Source organism: Pelagimonas sp. (assembly GCF_050633425.1).
Taxonomy (GTDB): domain Bacteria; phylum Pseudomonadota; class Alphaproteobacteria; order Rhodobacterales; family Rhodobacteraceae; genus Pelagimonas.
The window spans coordinates 29,404-47,286 of record NZ_JBOEGM010000035.1 but is presented as its reverse complement, the minus strand read 5'-3'; the positions used below and the strand labels follow the sequence as shown (position 1 = coordinate 47,286).

The window sequence follows — 17,883 nt, the reverse complement described above, 5'->3', positions numbered from 1 at the left end:
ATTTGAAATCCATGCTTCCGAACATGCACGACGCCGAACCGATCCCCGAAGCCGCCCGCGCGGAAATTGATCGGCTTTTGCAATCTGGCGATCTGTTCCGCTATCACGCGCCACAAGATGCCCCTGTGGCGCTGCTCGAACAGGAATTCGCCCAAGAGCTTGGCAGCAACTACGCATTGGCCGTATCCAGTTGTTCGGCGGCCTTGTTCTTGTCTCTCAAAGCGTTAGGCCTGCCCCGTGACGCCCGTGTGATGATCCCGGCCTTTACTTTTGCCGCTGTGCCATCGGCCGTAATCCACGCTGATTGCGTACCAGTCCTGTGCGAAGTCGCTGACAATTACCGCATTGATTTGGCCGATTTCGAAGCCAAACTGCCCGGTGTCCAAGCCGTAATCATCAGCCACATGCGCGGCCATACCTCGGACATGGACGCGATCATGGCCTTGTGCGATGCGGCGAACATTCCCGTCGTCGAAGACGCGGCCCATAGCCTCGGAACCACATGGCATGGCCGCAACATTGGCACCATCGGCAAGGTCGGTTGTTTTAGTTTTCAAAGCTACAAAATGATCAACGCCGGCGAAGGCGGGATTATGGTCACCGATGATGCCGATCTGATCGCCCGCGCAGTGATTTTGTCTGGCGCTTACGAACACAATTGGCGCAAACATATGGATCGCAACGGAAATTCCGACGCATTGGAATTGGCTTTTGCCCGCTGGCAAAACAAGCTGCCGCTCTACAATTTGCGTCTATCAAATCTCTCAGCCGCCGTAATCCGCCCGCAAATCCCGATCCTTAAAAACCGGGTCATGGCAGGGCGGCGCAACCATGACCATGTTGCAGCTTTGATCAATCAAAGCCCGTGGATTTCGGTTCCTGCCAAACTTGATCCAGAAAACCGTGCCCCGGATTCATTGCAATTCAACCTTGATGGGATGAGCGACGATGACGTGCAGTCTTTTGTCGGCGCGGCCGCCGAACTCGGGGTCAAGGTGCAGGTGTTTGGCCTGACCAGTGACAATGCGCGCGCCTTTTGGAACTGGGAGTTTTTGCCAGAACAGGTCGATCAGCCCCAGACCCGGCAGATGTTGATGCGCGCCTGCGATACCCGTTTACCGGCCCGTCTGACCGCAGAAAATTGTGATGCGGTCGCCGGTGTTTTGATGCAAGCCGCCGAGCGGGTCATGGGCCCGCTGCGCGTTTACGGCACCTGAACAGACGCAAAAAGGCGGGGTTACCCCCCGCCTTTCATCGTCACAATATCCGCAACGTTACTTGTCCAATTTGGACAATTTATCCTGCAATTCGCTTAGCTGTTTGCGAATGGCTTCCAGATCTTCGCCCTCTTCCGGTGCATCCTGGCGCGGCGCTGTTGTGCCTGCCATGCCACCGGTCATCGCTTTCATAAAGGCTTCTTGCTGGGCTTGCATGGCCTCAAATCCGGGCATTTTTGCGATTGGATTCATCTGCGCCATCGGATTAGCACCGCCGCCCATGTTCTCCATCCACTTGGATTGACTGTCTCGGAACATCTCAAAACTGGCAGCCAAAAACTGCGGAACTGAACTTCCAGCTTGGGTTGTGTAGCTCCGCACCAAGTCCGTCAAGACATTGATCGGCAACACACTTTCACCTTTGCTCTCGTGTTCGGCTACGATCTGCAGCAAGTATTGACGGGTCAAATCATCGCCAGATTTCAGATCGATAATCGACACATCGCGCCCATCACGGATGAACCCGGCAATATCCTCCAAAGTCACGTAGTCGGAGGTTTCGGTATTATACAACCGCCGGCTAGCATAGCGCTTAATTAGTAGCGGCTTATCATTATCGGCCATTCTCGCCTCCCCTGCGATGCAGCAACGCAGCAAAGCCTATGCGAGCGCAGAACAAAAAGAAAGCCTTTCAAATGGATAGCTATTGGGATGCGGCGTTAAAACAGGCTGCCTTGCTCTGGTTTGGGTTTTTTCGGGGCTTTTCTGGGGGTTGCTGTGCCACCTAGACGCATTTTCCCATCGGCAAATTCAATCTCCAGGCCCGACGCCGCTTCGGCTGCCGCCTTGCTTGTCACCACATGCCCGTCGCCATGCACCACCGCATAGCCGCGTCGCAGCGTTTCTTTGTACCCCAAAGTTTCCCGCAACCGATCAAGCGCATCCAACCGCGCCCGCGCGTCGCTCACCCGGCTGCGCTGCGTCTCATGCAATCGCCGTGACAGCTCGTTCAAGCGATCACCTTGTGCGGCAATTTCGCGCGTTATCGGTCGCGCAGATAACCGGCTGCCCCGTTGTGCCAAGGCCTCACGCCGTGTCTCAACCAATCGGCTCAATGCCGGAGCCAGCCGTGCCGCCCGATCTATCAGCCGCGATTTCTCAACTGAAATCGCCCGTGTCAAAACAACAGGCCTGAGGCTTCCAGCGCTTTCCGATAGGCGCAAGCGTTGCCGATCCACCAACTGCCGCAAGGCGCGCGGAAGTTTATCTCCTTGAATATCAAGCCGTTGCCTCGGCCCTTCCAACAAGGTCTCCGCCCGAGGCAAAGCCCGCGCCACATCGCGCAACCGCTGACCGCGCAGTTCCAGCCTTTGCTCAACGGCGCGCGTCATCCGCGCATCAAAGTCGCGCAGCCCGGCCAAAAGCTCCATTCGCACCGGCACCGCCAATTCTGCAGCAGCAGTCGGCGTCGGCGCACGCATGTCCGAAACAAAATCAATCAGCGTCGTGTCGGTTTCGTGTCCCACGGCTGAAATCAACGGAATATCCGATGCCGCCGCCGCCCGCGCGACCGCCTCTTCGTTGAACCCCCACAGATCCTCAACTGAGCCACCACCCCGCGCCACGATCAACAAATCGGGCCTCGGCATCGCCCCGCCCGGCGTCATGCGATTAAATCCTTCGATGGCGCGGACCACTTCAGGCGCACATTTCGCCCCCTGCACAGCCACCGGCCAAACCAGTACTTTGCGCGGGAACCGATCGCGCAGCCTATGCAAAATATCCCGAATCACCGCCCCAGACGGCGATGTTACAACGCCAATGATTTCCGGCAGATATGGAAGTTTCTTCTTTCGCCCAGGCTCAAACAATCCTTCGGCTTGCAACTGCGCCTTGCGCTTTTCCAGCATCGCCATCAAGGCCCCGGCCCCTGCCGGACGGATCTCTTCCAGGATGATCTGGTACTTGGACTGACCGGGAAAGGTGGTCATTTTGCCTGTGGCGATGACTTCCATGCCCTCTTCGGGTTGGGTCTGTTGACGTGAGGCCACGCCCTTCCACATGATCCCGGAAATGACCGATTTGTCGTCCTTGAGATCGAGATAAACATGCCCCGATCGCGGCCGGCTGACCCGTCCGACTTCGCCACGCACCCGAACAAAGGAAAACTCGCCCTCAATCGTGCGTTTGACCGCGCCCGACAGTTCAGAAACCGTGAATTCCGGGGCGTTATCCGTGGCCTCTTCGGGGCCGTCGTCGAAAAGATCCATGTGCGTCTCGATCGTTAAATTGTCTGCAATCTATGCTGTTCTTTCTTTGGGTTCCAGACGTCTTCGCTTTGAATACGCCACCTTACCCCCAGTTGGATCTCTTGTTGGGAATGCGCGGCGTGGCGAGCAACCGACGCGCATTCACCCCAATGATAACGACCATCGCCAGAAAGCTAACACCAAACAACCAATAGTTTTGGCTGACCACCGCGACGCACGTAAGCCCGAAACAAACACAGGCTGCCAATAAAAACGGCGGACCTCTCTCAACAAGAAACCAGATTCGATCGGGCGGATTTTGTCCAAACTCACGTTGGTACAACTCCAACGTTTTTTGATATTTCATGGACTCTGAAGTTGGATTTTCGTGGAGTGAATAATGTAATTTTTGTCCAATAGCGTCTATGCAAATCTGATTCCACTCATTGTGATCCATCAGGGAGTGCTGAAGCCAAACCTCATCCACAAAAGAAGACGGCAGGACGTCCCTAGGAGCAATCAGGTGTAGATACGCAAACCGCCGGTATTCGAAGAGCATCTGAGAGATGTCATCAGGTTCATAATCTAACACGTTGCAAAGATGGGCTTCGAAACTGTCACAGGGTCCAGCTGGCGAAAACTGATATTCAGAAATTCGCGACCATAGGTCTGGGTCACTTAGAGAACCATTCATACCTGTATCTCTTGCCGTTTTTACCTGCGCCCATTAGACCGCCCCCAACGGATACCAAGGGGACCATGCGATGAACATCCTTATTCTCGGAAGCGGCGGGCGCGAGCACGCACTGGCATGGGCAACCTTGCAAAACCCCAAATGCGACAAACTGATCGTTGCGCCCGGCAATGCCGGGATCGCTTTGATCGCGGAATGTGCCAGTTTTGATATCAATGACGGCGGAGCCGTTGCCGAATTTGTCAGCGAAAACGCCATAGACATGGTCATCATCGGCCCCGAGGCCCCGCTGGCCGCTGGTGTTGCAGACCGTCTTCGCGAAGCGGGCATCTCGGTATTTGGCCCCTCTGCCGCAGCCGCCCGGCTCGAAGCTTCCAAAAGTTTCACCAAAGAAATCTGTGACGCGGCCAACGCGCCGACCGCCGCTTATGGCCATTTCACTGATGCCGAAGCGGCCAAAGCCCATGTGCGCGAAACCGGTGCGCCCACCGTAGTCAAAGCCGATGGTCTGGCGGCAGGCAAAGGTGTGATCATCGCCGAAACCGTCGCCGAAGCCGAAGCCGCAATTGACGACATGTTTGGTGGCAGCTTTGGATCCGCTGGTGCCGAAGTGGTGATCGAAGAATTTATGACCGGCGAAGAAGCCTCCTTCTTTGTTCTGGTTGACGGCGAAACCTGCTTGCCCATCGGCACCGCCCAAGACCACAAGCGGGTCGGCGAAGGCGATACCGGCCCAAATACCGGCGGCATGGGTGCCTATTCCCCGGCCCCGATCATGGATGATGCAGTCACCCAAAAGGCGTTGGACGAGATCGTGCGCCCGACCATGGCCGAAATGGTCAAACGTGGGGCCCCTTACCAAGGCGTTTTATATGTCGGTCTGATGATCGAAAACGGTCAACCGCGTTTGGTCGAATATAACGTACGTTTTGGTGACCCTGAATGTCAGGTCTTGATGCTGCGCTTGGGCGCTCAGGCCTTTGACCTGATGCAGGCATGCGCCGAAGGCCGTTTGCAAGACGCCAAAGTAACTTGGGCCGATGATCACGCTATGACCGTGGTCATGGCCGCAGACGGATACCCTGGGTCTTATGAAAAAGGCACCGAGATCAAAGGCCTGGACGGGTTGTCGAGCGACAGTTTCAACATGATGTTTCACGCCGGAACCGCCCCTGAGGCTGGAAAAATCCTGGCCGTTGGTGGCCGCGTTCTCAATGCGACAGCGCGTGGTGCAACACTCCAAGAGGCCCGCGATCGTGCCTATGGACTTGTCGACGCCGTAGACTGGCCAAACGGTTTCGTGCGCCGTGACATTGGCTGGCGCGCCCTTGACTAAGGTCTTTTCCTTTCGCCCGGCCCCTTTGCGCGGGGTCACTGACTGGCAACTGTCCGGTCACACCCTGACGGGGCCGAATGGCGATTGTGACCTGACCACCGTCATCGCACTGCGTTGGGCAGATCGCCATTATGGCGACAGCCACTTCACCGAACTTGAGATGACCTCGGCCGACCAGACCACCCAAATCGCGCTCAATATTGGTGCCAAAGCCGATGCGAATGACCCCGACAGGACGACGCATTTGGCTTTGTGTACCAGCATTGTCCAAATCCTAGCGGCCCAAAACCCGGATATCCCAGTGCGTTTGGGCACGAGAAAGGGCGCACAATGGGCCATGTTTCTGGTCGGTTTGATCAGTATCGCCACAGCTTTCGGCCTAGTAATCGCGATGGTCGCAACCGGCGTCACGTCAGAGCGTATGACGGCCGTGGCTGTGCCGGTTCTGTTTCTGCTTGCTTTGGGTTTCTTTGTGGTTCAGGCCAATAAACCTTGGCGCAGTCTCCCATCCGTATCGGTCAAACATTTTCAAACAGTGCTGATGAAATCTGACGACAAAGCCTAAGCTCAGACCGCTACGAGATCTGGAACACCCCGTCCTGTGTGACAATCATGTCAAGCGGTTGATCCGTGGCTTCAAGCGGTAAACTTTCGGCCTCTTGAGCAGAAAATGCAAACCCGATCGCCAATGTCGGGCGCTTCCTGCGCAACCCTTCCAGCGTTCTATCATAAAAACCACCGCCATAACCCAAACGCCCCCCCGTCCGGGTAAAGGCGACCAAAGGCACAATCACGATCTCTGGCTCAAAAAAGACCAAGTCCGCCGGAATCTGAGCCCCAAACGCGCCGTCTTGCATCTCACATTCAGGCTCCCAAAGTGCAAAGGTCAACGGCTGCCCTGCCGCCGTGATCACAGGCACGCCAACCGGGCCATGCGCTGCGGCTTCGGCCATCGCAGACAGCGGGTTAATCTCGGTTCGGATCGGCATATACCCTGATAACGGCACGCCACGAAAACCCGCCAAGACGCTGCTTAGATGCCCCGCCGCACCGGGTGGCCGCGTGTCAAACGCCGCCTTTCTTAGGGCAAATGCCTCTTTTCTGGCTTCGGCTTTTCGTTCCTCTAACGTCATCCTAAGTCCTTATAATAAAACCAAAACCGCCAAACCCAAAAAGGCAAAGAACCCGACGACATCGGTCACAGTGGTCACAAATGCCCCCGACGCCAGAGCCGGATCGACCCCCGCTTTTTCAAGAACCACAGGAATGGCGATCCCGGCAAGTCCGGCAACGACCAGATTGATCACCATTGCGGCGGCGATCACCGCGCCCAACGCCGGGGATCCGAACCAGACCACCCCGACGATGCCCATAATCACCGCAAAAATCACCCCGTTGACCGCACCCACCGACACTTCACGCCGCACCACGCGCCACAGGTTCGCACCGGTTAAATCTTTGGTCGCCAAAGCGCGCACAGCGACAGTTAACGACTGGGTTCCCGCGTTGCCGCCCATAGATGCCACAATCGGCATCAACACGGCCAAAGCCACCAATTGCCCAATGGCGTCTTCAAATTGCGCAATCACCAAGGATGCCAAAACCGAAGTCACAAGGTTAACAGCCAACCACGGAAACCGCCGTTTGGTCGTGTCGATAACCCGATCCGACAGGCTGCTTTCCTCTTGAACCCCGGCCAATCGCAAAATGTCTTCTTCGTTTTCTTCGTCCAAAACCGCCATTGCGTCGTCGATTGTGATCACACCAACCAATCGTTCATTTTCATCGACAACCGGGGCCGAAATCAGGTGATACTGGTTAAACGCATAGGCCACTTCCCCTTCGTCCTGCATCACCGGAATGGTTTGAAAGGTCTCTTCGACAATCGACTTCATCAACACTTCGCGGCGCGACGACATCAACCGACCAAGCGAGATATTTCCAATCGGGCGCAGGCGCGGATCGACCAACACCACATGATAGAATTGCTCCGGCAAGTCCTCATTATTTCTTAAATAATCAATGGCTTCACCGACATTCCAATGCTCGGGGGCCATCACAACTTCGCGCTGCATCAACCGCCCGGCCGAAAAATCCGGGTAGGTCAGTGATTGTTCGACCGCGGCCCGGTCACTATCTTCCAAAGCCCCAAGGATGGTCTCGTGATGTGGCTCATCAAGATCTTCAAGAAGATCAACCACATCGTCAGATTCCAGATCACGCACCGCTTCGGCAAGCACCTGCGGGTGCAAAATCCCGATAACGTCTTCGCGGATCGCCTCGTCAAGCTCCGACAGGATTTCACCGTCGAACTCTTGATCGTAAAGGCGTACAAGCCGCATCCGATCAAACGCGTTGATTTGCTCCAAAAGGTCAGCAATATCAGCCGCATGCAAAGGTTCCATCAGCGCCAAAAGCGCCTCGCGGTCTTCGCGATCAACCGCATATAAAACCCGCGCGACATCCTTGCGATCTAACGCATATTCCCCATCGGATTCAGCCACCTGTTTTTGGATTTCAGTCGACATGGGCACCTCCGAATAGTCTTGGCCTGACTTTAGGACATGCCGCGGCGGGGGAACAGGGTGCTTGCGCTAAGGTCCTGCGGCAATTTACCTTTGTCGCTGGCGCGCATAGTCTTTGAGCGCAAACCAGGAGCGACCATGACCAATACTTGCCTGCATCTCGGCCAAACCCTTTGCTTTGACGGCGATCCCTTTGTCGATGGATTGGGCGCAGCACGCCATGAAACGCGCGGCGGTATTTTGGTCGAGAACGGCATTATTCACGCCGTCGGCCCTTCGGCAGACCTACGGGCGGCCTATCCTTGGGCGCAAACCGTTGATCATGGCGATGGCCTGATTGTCGCCGGATTTGTCGATGCCCACGCGCATTATCCGCAAACCGGGATCATTGCCAGTTGGGGCAAGCGGTTGATCGATTGGCTCAACAGCTACACGTTCCCCGAGGAAATGCGGTTCAAAGATCGCGCCTATGCCGATGAAATCGCAGGGCAATACCTGGACTTTCTGCTTGCCAATGGGACCACTACGGTTTGCTCTTTTTGCACAATCCACCCCGAATCCGTTGATGCGTTTTTTGCCGCGGCGGCCGAGCGAAACATGCGGGTGCTGGCCGGGAAAACCTGCATGGACCGCAACGCCCCCGATGGTCTTCGCGACACCGCCCAAAGCGCCTATGATGACAGCCGTCGATTGTTAACGCATTGGCATGACAAGGGCCGCGCCTCATATGTGATCACACCGCGGTTTTCCCCGACGTCAACACCCGAACAGCTTGAGGCGCTTGGGTCTTTATGGGCCGAAAATCCTGATTGCATGATGCAAACGCATCTGAGCGAACAAACCGATGAAATCGAATGGGTCCTTGGTCTTTACCCACAGGCCCGAGACTATCTAGACACCTACCAAGCCTTTGGATTACTTGGCGAAAAAGGGCTCTACGGTCATGCAATCCATTTAGAACCCCGCGAAAAGGACAAACTCGCTGACGTTGGGGCTTCTTTGGTTCACTGCCCGACGTCCAACACCTTTATCGGATCTGGTCTTTTCGACATGGCTGGTCTCAAATCCGGCGGGCACAACATAGGGTTGGCAACTGACACTGGCGGAGGCTCATCTTTTTCGATGTTGCGCAGCATGGCTGCCGCCTACGAGATCGGCCAACTGCGCGGCAATCCTTTGCATGCGGCTGAGTTGATCTGGCTGGCCACGGCGGGATCTGCCCGCGCTTTGCATCAGCAAAATCGTATCGGCAATCTCGGGGCCGGAATGGAGGCCGATTTCATCGTACTTGATCTGGCCTCGACCCCAGCAATTGCGCAACGCAGTGCGCGTGCGCGCGACATTTGGGAGGCCGTGTTCCCGACAATCATGATGGGAGATGATCGTGCGATCAACGCGACCTATGTTGCTGGAGAAAAACGAGTTTAGCCAGCGGCGAAAACATCACCCGCGGCAACCAGGCTTTCCCAAAACCATGACCCAATAGTTTCCGGGGGCCTTGACCAGCCCATATTCCGTCACCCGCTGGTTAAGCATATTTTTGCGATGGCTGGGCGACGCCGCCCAGGCACCCATGATTGCGGTCAGGCTGGGCTGACCTTTGCCAATGTTTTCAGCCACAACACAGGGTCCATAACCTGTGCGTCGGACACGCTTCATCACGTTTGACCCATCCGAGCCTTTATGAGCGAAAAACCCATTGCGCGACATATCCATCGCATGCGCCATCGCAGCCTGCTCAAGCCGAGCAGATGGTTTGACCGCCCCAAGCCCTTGCTCAGCCCGCATGCCATTGAGCATTTGCCGCGCCTGTTGCGCCGTTGCGGTTTGGCCAAGCCCGGCCACCAACATCAAAATCATGACAATGCGCAACATCGAAAATCTCCGTTCTGGTTTCGACCAAAGCTACAACTGCTCAACCAAAGCCTGTGCTAGCTGATTCTGTTTAACAATAGCCTTCTCAAGGTCAATCCCGGTGACGTGTCCATCGCGCACCACCTGCCGCCCCTCGACCAACAGATGTTTAACCTGTGTCGGCCCGGCCAACAAAAGAGCAGCAGGGTCCCAACTTCCCGCACTCTCGACCCCGGTGACATCCCAAAGCGCAATATCCGCCCTTTTGCCAACGGCGATTTGCCCACAATCAGACCGGCCCAAAACCGCCGCCCCGCCGCGCGTTGCAATGCGCAGCGCCTCGCGTGCGCTCATCGCGTCGGCCCCGCGTGACACCCTTTGCAAAAGCATGCTTTGCCGCGCTTCAAGCACCAAGTTACCCGCATCATTGCTCGCGGAACCATCAACGCCCAGGCCAACCGTCACACCCGCATCTCGCATCGCTCGGACCGGCGCGATACCGGAGCCAAGACGGCAATTTGAGCATGGACAATGCGCGACGCCCGTTCCCGTTTTGGCAAACAGATCAATCTCTTGCCCGTCAAGCTTCACACAATGGGCGTGCCAAACATCGTCACCGGTCCACCCAAGCTCTTCGGCGTATTGACCGGGCCGACAGCCAAATTGCGCCAAGCTATAAGCGATATCTTCATCATTTTCGGCCAGATGGGTGTGCATCATGACACCTTTGTCCCGTGCCAAGAGCGCAGCGTCGCGCATCAATTCCCGACTGACCGAAAACGGCGAACACGGAGCCACCCCGACCCGCACCATCGCCCCCTCGGACGGGTCATGGAACCCGTCGATCACTCGGATGCAGTCGTTCAAAATGGCCGCTTCATTTTCGACCAAACTGTCAGGGGGCAATCCACCAGCGCTTTCGCCGATACTCATCGCGCCGCGGGTTGGATGAAACCGGATTCCCAGCTCTTGCGCCGCAAAAATCGTATCCTCAAGACGTGATCCATTTGGATACAGGTAAAGATGATCCGAGCTCATGCTACAGCCAGAAAGCATCAGCTCAGCCAGCCCAATTTGCGCAGAGGTGAACATTTCTTGCGGGCCGAAGCCTTCCCAAATCGGGTAAAGCGTTTTCAACCAGCCAAACAAAAGCGCGTCCTGCCCGCCGGGCACGGCGCGGGTCAAGGTCTGATACAAATGATGGTGGGTATTGACCAAACCGGGGGTCACGACGCAGTCGGACGCATCAATGATCACGCCATCACTTTGTAAATGCCGGCCTATTTCAGCAATGACACCCCCGTTCAACCGGATGTCACACTGGGTTTCTTCGCGGCCCGAATCATCCACGGTCAGGATAGTGTGGGCGTTGCGGATGAGAGTTTCCTTCATCACGATCTCCGCCCTTTTCGGTGTGTCGAAAATCGGTGACGCCAGAAAAGGGAAGGACACGTCAACCGAAAGTGAGTTTAATCCTGCAACTGCAAAATTGCCAAGACCTTAGCGTGAATATCTTTGTTAGCGGCGGCAATCACCTGGCCACCCTCATGCGCCGCGCCGCCTTGCCAATCCGTAACAATGCCACCGGCCGCTTCTATGATGCCAATTGGCCCTTGGATATCATATGCATTAAGCCCCGCTTCGATGACCAAATCAATCTGCCCAGCCGCCAAAAGCGCATATGCATAGCAATCCATCCCGTATCGAACCAGCTTGACTTGCTTGGCCACGTTGTGAAACGCCTTGCCTTCCTCAGCGCTCCCCACTTCTGGAAAGGTCGTAAAAAGGATCGCGTCTTCAAGCACTTGCGTATCCTTGGTCATCAGCGGGCCACCACCATGTGGCCCAGTCCAATCTGCCCGACCAAACCCACCGACAAAACGTTCACCAATATAGGGCTGATCAACCACGCCAACAATGGGCCCGGTTTCATCCGAGACAGCAATCAGCACGCCCCAAGTCGGCGTGCCGGACAGAAAGCCGCGGGTGCCATCAATCGGGTCCAAAACCCAAGTCAGCCCGCTAGCGCCTTGCTGATGGCCATATTCTTCGCCTAAAATCGCATCCATCGGACGGTGTTTGGCCAAGACGTCACGCATCGCGCGCTCAGCGGCACGGTCAGCTTCGGTCACAGGGTCAAACCCGGATGAAAGCTTATTGTCTGCGTGCAATCCAGCTGACCGAAAAAACGGCAAAATAGCCAATCTCGCCGCATCGGCAAGCGCCTCTGCGGTCGAGATCAGCTCATTTCCTAGCTCAGGTGAAACCATGTCGCGCCCTCCGGTCCGGTGATACCACCGTGCCGTGCTACCGCAGGGGCACGCCTAGCTCAAGCGACGTCGGACAGAACCCGTGCCAATTCGAACAGACGGCGACGCTGGTTTTCAGGGATCGCGTAGTAAGAACGCACCAAGTCAAGCGCCTCTTTATCGCCAAGGATATCTGCCGGAACGCTGTCAGACGTTTGCGACGCCTCTGCACCCTCGGTTTCGATCCCTTCAAAGAAGAAACTGACTTTGACTTCCAGCGCATCAGCGATGTCCCAAAGGCGAGACGCGCTAACGCGGTTTGCCCCGGTTTCATATTTCTGGATTTGTTGGAACTTGATCCCAACTTTTTCTGCCAACTGTTGCTGTGTCATCCCCACCAGCCAGCGGCGGTGACGAATTCGTTTGCCAACATGTACATCTACCGGATGCGCCATTCTAAGTTTCCCGTTCTTTGTTTCGTGGGCGGGCCGAATAAGACGCGCCATGCGCCTTAGTACTACTCAACCCGAACCTGTGCGCTTCATAACATGACGTGCTACAGCAAAAATGAGGTTAAGATCAAGATGTACACAGCCTTTAAGATGGTAAAATTGCACTCAAATCAACACAAAGTTGCAAATCTCCCGTTATCGAACTCTTCACACAACCACACAGATAGCAGCCGGGCCCGTTTGACAGGCCCAACCGGAAAAGGCACTCATGCGCCCAGACATCGGAGAGACACATGCGCGCCTATCGACTCACTTCACACGAATCCCTTCCCGCAATTACCGATTGTGATACACCCGAGCCCAATCCCCAACAGTTGTGTTTGCAAATCGCCGCCTGCGGGCTGAATTTCGCCGATCTTCTCATGGTCAAAGGCACTTACCAAGAAACACCGCCCCTTCCTTTCACTTTGGGGATGGAAGTTTCGGGTGTTGTCACTGCGGTCGGCTCAGAGGTCTCAGGCTTTACGTTAGGTAACCGTGTTGCGGTTTTCGGCGGTCAGGGCGGGCTCGCGGAGTATGGATGCTTCGATGCGAATCGCGCGGTGAAACTTCCTGATTCGATGGGTTGGACCGACGCGGCGGCCCTGCAAATCGCTTATGGCACCTCACATGTCGCGCTTGATCATCGCGCCCGCCTGCAACCGGGCGAAACCCTCCTTGTTCTTGGTGCAGCCGGCGGTGTCGGGCTGACGGCCGTCGAGATTGGTAAACTTATGGGTGCACGGGTGGTCGCCTGCGCGCGCGGGGCCGACAAACTGCAAGCCGCCAAAAACGCCGGAGCCGATCACCTGATCGACGCGTCCACACAAGACATTCGCGCCGAAATGAAAGCCCTTGGTGGTGCCGATGTTGTCTATGATCCCGTCGGTGGCGATCAGTTCACCGCCGCTTTCCGCTCTTGCAACCCAGAGGCCCGCATTCTCACCATCGGATTTGCCTCCGGCGACGTGCCGCAGATCAAGGCGAACCACCTCTTGGTTAAAAACATCTCCGTGCTCGGTCTGTATTGGGGCGGCTACCTGTCTTTCCGGCCCGAAGTCCTCACCAACTCTCTGAGCCAACTCATGGCCTGGCACAGCGAGGGCAAGATCAAGCCCCATGTCAGCAACGTGCTTCCTCTCGAAGAGACGGCGACAGGGTTGGAATTGCTGCGATCACGCAAATCCACCGGCAAAGTCGTCATCCAAATCGCCGACCTCTAACCACATGGGCGCGGTCTGGAGGGGGGGCCGCTGCCGCCCAAAGGGCGCGCAGCCGGGGCGCACTTCAGCGCGCTCCGCCCTTTTCCGCAGCCCAAACCATATCAATCATCTCTTGCGTGCCCCGGCTAAACTCCAAGGGGCAGGCATACTCCGCCCCCTCCAGAACCGATGCATTAAACGCCTCAACCTGATGAACATAATGATTGTCGGCCGGATAACGCATCATTTGCACTTCAAGCCCCTCTTCTCCGACCACCTGCAGCTCAATCCGTGCTTCACCATATAAATTGGCATTAAACGGTGCCGTCAGGCGCATAACTCCGCGATCTCCGTGGAAGACCATCTCCTGCCACGGGGCCATGCGCATCGACACAATCCCAGTGTAATGAAAGGATGGGAATTGCGCTGTCATATGGCTCCACACATCCACCCCGTTTTCACGCCGGATCTCGGTGCTCAAAACGGCACTGGGCTCCTCGCCGCTCACAAACCGCGCCGCACCATATATATAGACACCAATATCGGGAATGGCCCCGCCGCCCTTACTTGGGTCATTGCGCACATTGCCGACATCCGCCGCATTGTCATAGGAAAACGCGCCATTGACCCGCATCAACTTGCCAATCGCACCGGCTTCATACAGCGCCTTGGCGCGCTGCCATTGCGGGTGATGCACAATCATATAGGCCTCTGCCGCCATCAGCCCCGTCTCATCACGCTTGGCAATAACAGCATCAAACTCCGGCGCACTCATTGCCAGTGGTTTCTCCACCAAGACATGTTTGCCCGCCTCCAACGCCTTGAGCGCCCATTCCACATGCAAATGATTGGGCAGCGGAATATAGACCGCATCAACCCCATCATCCGAGATCAACGCCTCGTAACTCTCATGCACAACGAGCCCCGGCGCGAATTCAGCAAAAGGATTGGCCTTCTCTGGCGATGACGTCGCCAAAGCCACCAATTGCCCACGCCTCGCCGCATGAATCGCAGGCCCCATATGCTCGCGCGCAAACTTTGCTGCCCCTAAAATCCCCCAGCGCACATGTGCCATCTCAAATCCCCCTCGCTTTATGTCGACTGCCGAAAATGTTAGCGCCGAAACTAAACGAGCACTCCCCAAAAACAAAGGCCCCTTTGCGCGCTTGCACAAAGAGGCCTCTGCCAGGGAGGAACTTAAAAGATCAGGCCTGCGTCAGCATCCCTTGCTCACGTGCCAGCTCGCGCATACGCTTTTGCAACTTTTCAAAAGCGCGCACTTCGATCTGGCGAATACGCTCGCGGCTCACATCATATTGCCCCGACAGCTCTTCAAGCGTCACTGCGCTCTCGGCCAAACGGCGCTGAGTCAGAATGTCTTTCTCGCGGTCGTTAAGCACATCCATCGATTCCGCCAACAATGCCCGGCGTGCATCAAGTTCATTGCGCTCAGCATAGTCACCGGCCTGATCCGCATCTTCGTCTTCGAGCCAATCCTGCCACTGCATGGTGCCTTCACCTTCGGACCCGACGGTGGCGTTCAACGACGCATCCCCGCCCGACATCCGCCGGTTCATCGACACAACCTCTTGCTCTGTCACCCCCAGATCAGTGGCGATTTTCTCCACATGTTCCGGGCGCAGATCGCCCTCTTCCAAGGCACCGATCCGGCTCTTGGCTTTGCGCAGATTAAAGAACAGCTTCTTTTGCGCAGATGTCGTGCCCATTTTCACCAAAGACCACGAACGCAGGATATACTCCTGAATGCTAGCGCGGATCCACCACATCGCATAGGTCGACAGGCGGAAGCCCTTATCGGGGTCAAAGCGTTTCACCGCTTGCATCAGACCAACATTGGCCTCCGAAATCACTTCGGCCTGCGGCAATCCGTAACCGCGATATCCCATCGCAATCTTGGCGGCCAAACGCAGATGGCTTGTCACCAACTTATGCGCGGCGCGGCTGTCTTCTTTTTCAACCCAGGCCTTGGCGGCCATGAACTCATCTTCAGGTTCCAGCAAGGGAAACTTGCGGATCTCTTGTAAATAGCGGTTCAGCCCGCCTTCAGGCGTTGGGGCTGGAAGGTTTGCGTAATTGCTCATTGTCCCTGTTCCTCCAATCAATGTTACGACTGTTAACATCCAGATAGGCAGCGCTAACATAGCTTTCAAGCCCTGCGCCTCTAAAAGATTGATACCCAGATAGATCAACTTTTGGTCGTTGTAAGGCCAAACTCTGTGCATTCACGCACAGGTGCACTCTGTTACAAGTAACTCTACAGCCCGCGGCGCTGCCCTAACAGTCAGGAATTCCGCCGTTTTTCCGCTTGCAACAAGGTCTGCTCGGCCCGATCTAGCCGGTTTAGGGCCTCAGACACGGAGGCCGATCTGCCCCAGATTTTCAAACAAGACCCTGCCGACCACGGCAGAGCCGCAGCCGTCATCCAGTGCCGAAGCTCAGGCGGCAAAGCATCAAATGCCCGCATCTTATCCCGACCTCGGCGCGATTTGCGCAAGACAGTCTGTCCCAAATTTCCTGACATGGCCGCTCCGAATAGCAATATGTTATATCATTACAGAACGGGTCGATATACAATCCGAATTCCATGTTCAAGTTGCCACTATCCAAAATGAACCGCCCCCCGCGATCCGGGGAACTGCTCTGTGCTGATTGATTTTTCGCCGAAAAATCGCCGCCCGGCCCGCGCAGCCTTTAGCGCAACAGCGCCAAAAGCTCGGCCATATCGTCGGGAATTTCCGCCTGAAACAGCAGGGCCTCGCCGCTGACAGGGTGCTCAAACCCCAATTCACGCGCATGAAGCGCCTGCCGGTCAAACGCCGACACAGCCGCCAGCGCTTCGGGGGAGATCGATTTCGCCGACACTTTGCGCCGCCCGCCATAAACCGGATCGCCTATCAAAGAATGGCCCGCATGCGTCATATGCACCCGAATTTGATGGGTCCGCCCGGTCTCTAACCGGCACTCCACCAAGGACAAAGTCTCAGGCGATCCAAACCGCTCCAGCACCCGCGCATGGGTAATCGCATGGCGCCCCTGCCCGTCGAAAAACGCCGCTTGCCTTTGTCGCTCGGTCTTGTGCCGTGCCAACCCGCTCGTGATGGTAATGTCACCGCTTCCGCCCGCAGACACGCCCTTGGTGCCGCGCAACCGCGGATCCGCGGGGTCAGGCACCCCATATACAATCGCCAAATACGCCCGCTGCGCCGTGTGTTTCTCAAACTGTTTGGCCAAGCCATGATGGGCGCGGTCTGACTTAGCAACCACCAGCAACCCGCTGGTATCCTTGTCAATTCGGTGCACGATACCAGGGCGTTTCTCACCGCCAACACCGGACAATGCGCCGCCAAAATGATGCAACAAGGCATTCACCAATGTCCCATCCGGCGTGCCCGGTGCCGGATGCACGACCATGCCCGCCGGTTTGTTGACCACGCATAGGTCTTCATCTTCCCAAACGATCTCAAGCGGAATGTCTTGTGCCACCACGTCGTAATTCACCGGCTCAGGCACAGCGATGTCAATCTCATCACCTTCTGCAACCTGCATCTTGGCATTGTCCAAGACCACACCACCGCGCGTCACAGCACCTTCTGAGATCAAACGCGCCAAGCGGGTACGCGACAGCGCGGCCTCCTCTGGCACATCGCGCGCCAAAGCTTTATCAAGACGCGACGGCGGATTGGCCGAAATGGTGATAGATAGGTTGGTCATGGACACCCCCCAAGGCGATAACACAGGCGAAAATCTGCCCGAACCACCCCAACTGCGGTTCTTGCGGCTGTTGGTGACGGTCCTGACGGGCGTTATGATTGCCGGGATCATCTCCATCCTCGGCTTGATTTGGCACCGCTATAGCAATGCCCGCGCCCCTCTGCCAGAGGTGATCACACTGCCCTCGGGTGCCCATGCCACCGCCTATACCCAAGGCGCGGATTGGTACGCGGTTGTGACCGAGGCCAATCAGATCCTGATTTTTGATCGCGCCACCGGCGATCTGCGTCAAACGTTGCAGATAGAAACCCGGCCATAACGGCCCCGCACAGCG

At 56.4% G+C, this 17,883-nt stretch carries 19 protein-coding genes; 6 read left to right on the top strand and 13 right to left on the bottom strand.

Features of this window, described 5'->3' with window-relative positions; genetic code table 11:
• The first annotated feature begins 11 nt into the window (after positions 1-11).
• A complete protein-coding gene (locus ACRBB0_RS24010; protein ID WP_431377015.1) occupies positions 12-1,217 on the top strand; it encodes a DegT/DnrJ/EryC1/StrS family aminotransferase in 1,206 nt (401 codons plus the stop codon).
• Between the two features lie 57 nt (positions 1,218-1,274).
• Here the strand turns inward: ACRBB0_RS24010 and phaR are convergent, their stop codons facing one another.
• The 3 genes from phaR to ACRBB0_RS23995 form a co-directional block, all read right to left on the bottom strand.
• A complete protein-coding gene (gene phaR, locus ACRBB0_RS24005; protein ID WP_431377014.1) occupies positions 1,275-1,841 on the bottom strand; it encodes a polyhydroxyalkanoate synthesis repressor PhaR in 567 nt (188 codons plus the stop codon).
• Positions 1,842-1,936: 95 nt separating this feature from the next.
• Positions 1,937-3,487, bottom strand: coding sequence for an exodeoxyribonuclease VII large subunit (xseA, locus tag ACRBB0_RS24000; RefSeq protein WP_431377013.1), 1,551 nt, complete (start codon positions 3,485-3,487; stop codon positions 1,937-1,939).
• An 82-nt stretch (positions 3,488-3,569) separates the two neighbouring features.
• A complete protein-coding gene (locus tag ACRBB0_RS23995) occupies positions 3,570-4,160 on the bottom strand; it encodes a hypothetical protein (protein WP_431377012.1) in 591 nt (196 codons plus the stop codon).
• A gap of 70 nt (positions 4,161-4,230) precedes the next feature.
• Between ACRBB0_RS23995 and purD the strand changes: the two genes are divergently transcribed.
• Both purD and ACRBB0_RS23985 read left to right on the top strand, forming a co-directional pair.
• Positions 4,231-5,496, top strand: coding sequence for a phosphoribosylamine--glycine ligase (purD, locus tag ACRBB0_RS23990; RefSeq protein ID WP_431377011.1), 1,266 nt, complete (start codon positions 4,231-4,233; stop codon positions 5,494-5,496).
• Positions 5,489-6,061 (top strand): hypothetical protein, encoded by a 573-nt coding sequence (locus ACRBB0_RS23985; protein ID WP_431377010.1) that lies wholly within the window; start codon positions 5,489-5,491, stop codon positions 6,059-6,061. Before purD ends, ACRBB0_RS23985 begins: the two co-directional genes overlap by 8 nt.
• Before the next feature lie 10 nt (positions 6,062-6,071).
• Here ACRBB0_RS23985 and ACRBB0_RS23980 read toward each other — a convergent pair whose 3' ends face one another.
• Both ACRBB0_RS23980 and mgtE read right to left on the bottom strand, forming a co-directional pair.
• Entirely contained in the window at positions 6,072-6,629 is a 558-nt protein-coding gene (locus tag ACRBB0_RS23980) for a 5-formyltetrahydrofolate cyclo-ligase (protein WP_431377009.1), read from the bottom strand.
• A 9-nt stretch (positions 6,630-6,638) separates the two neighbouring features.
• Positions 6,639-8,024 carry a magnesium transporter gene (gene mgtE, locus ACRBB0_RS23975; protein WP_431377008.1) on the bottom strand — a complete coding sequence of 462 codons (1,386 nt, stop codon included), beginning with the start codon at positions 8,022-8,024 and terminating at the stop codon, positions 6,639-6,641.
• A gap of 135 nt (positions 8,025-8,159) precedes the next feature.
• On the opposite strand from mgtE, the gene guaD reads away from it, so the two are divergent.
• Positions 8,160-9,449, top strand: a complete 1,290-nt coding sequence (guaD, locus tag ACRBB0_RS23970; RefSeq protein ID WP_431377007.1) for a guanine deaminase — start codon at positions 8,160-8,162, stop codon at positions 9,447-9,449.
• Between the two features lie 15 nt (positions 9,450-9,464).
• Here the strand turns inward: guaD and ACRBB0_RS23965 are convergent, their stop codons facing one another.
• The 4 genes from ACRBB0_RS23965 to ACRBB0_RS23950 all read right to left on the bottom strand — a co-directional run bounded on the left by ACRBB0_RS23965 (position 9,465) and on the right by ACRBB0_RS23950 (position 12,579).
• Complete coding sequence (locus tag ACRBB0_RS23965; protein WP_431377006.1) at positions 9,465-9,896, bottom strand: CAP domain-containing protein; 432 nt, start codon at positions 9,894-9,896, stop codon at positions 9,465-9,467.
• A gap of 30 nt (positions 9,897-9,926) precedes the next feature.
• Positions 9,927-11,267 carry an 8-oxoguanine deaminase gene (locus tag ACRBB0_RS23960; RefSeq protein WP_431377005.1) on the bottom strand — a complete coding sequence of 447 codons (1,341 nt, stop codon included), beginning with the start codon at positions 11,265-11,267 and terminating at the stop codon, positions 9,927-9,929.
• A 77-nt stretch (positions 11,268-11,344) separates the two neighbouring features.
• Positions 11,345-12,145 (bottom strand): inositol monophosphatase family protein, encoded by an 801-nt coding sequence (locus tag ACRBB0_RS23955; RefSeq protein WP_431377004.1) that lies wholly within the window; start codon positions 12,143-12,145, stop codon positions 11,345-11,347.
• A gap of 59 nt (positions 12,146-12,204) precedes the next feature.
• Entirely contained in the window at positions 12,205-12,579 is a 375-nt protein-coding gene (locus tag ACRBB0_RS23950; RefSeq protein ID WP_431377003.1) for a helix-turn-helix domain-containing protein, read from the bottom strand.
• 290 nt (positions 12,580-12,869) lie between these two features.
• Here ACRBB0_RS23950 and ACRBB0_RS23945 point away from each other — a divergent pair, with 290 nt between their 5' ends.
• The gene (locus ACRBB0_RS23945) at positions 12,870-13,838 is read left to right on the top strand and encodes an NADPH:quinone oxidoreductase family protein (protein ID WP_431377002.1); all 969 of its coding nucleotides are present in this window, start codon (positions 12,870-12,872) and stop codon (positions 13,836-13,838) included.
• Positions 13,839-13,902: 64 nt separating this feature from the next.
• On the opposite strand, the gene ACRBB0_RS23940 is transcribed toward ACRBB0_RS23945, so the two are convergent.
• From ACRBB0_RS23940 to ACRBB0_RS23925, 4 genes are all read right to left on the bottom strand, one after another.
• Positions 13,903-14,892: a Gfo/Idh/MocA family protein gene (locus ACRBB0_RS23940; protein WP_431377001.1), complete on the bottom strand. Its 990-nt coding sequence runs from the start codon at positions 14,890-14,892 to the stop codon at positions 13,903-13,905.
• Between the two features lie 130 nt (positions 14,893-15,022).
• Entirely contained in the window at positions 15,023-15,919 is an 897-nt protein-coding gene (gene rpoH / locus ACRBB0_RS23935) for an RNA polymerase sigma factor RpoH (RefSeq protein WP_431377000.1), read from the bottom strand.
• A 200-nt stretch (positions 15,920-16,119) separates the two neighbouring features.
• Positions 16,120-16,359, bottom strand: a complete 240-nt coding sequence (locus ACRBB0_RS23930) for a DUF6525 family protein (protein WP_431376999.1) — start codon at positions 16,357-16,359, stop codon at positions 16,120-16,122.
• 170 nt (positions 16,360-16,529) lie between these two features.
• Positions 16,530-17,549, bottom strand: coding sequence for an RluA family pseudouridine synthase (locus ACRBB0_RS23925; protein ID WP_431376998.1), 1,020 nt, complete (start codon positions 17,547-17,549; stop codon positions 16,530-16,532).
• On the opposite strand from ACRBB0_RS23925, the gene ACRBB0_RS23920 reads away from it, so the two are divergent.
• Positions 17,548-17,868 (top strand): DUF6476 family protein, encoded by a 321-nt coding sequence (locus ACRBB0_RS23920; RefSeq protein WP_431376997.1) that lies wholly within the window; start codon positions 17,548-17,550, stop codon positions 17,866-17,868. The genes ACRBB0_RS23925 and ACRBB0_RS23920 overlap by 2 nt on opposite strands.
• The last annotated feature ends 15 nt before the right edge of the window (positions 17,869-17,883 follow it).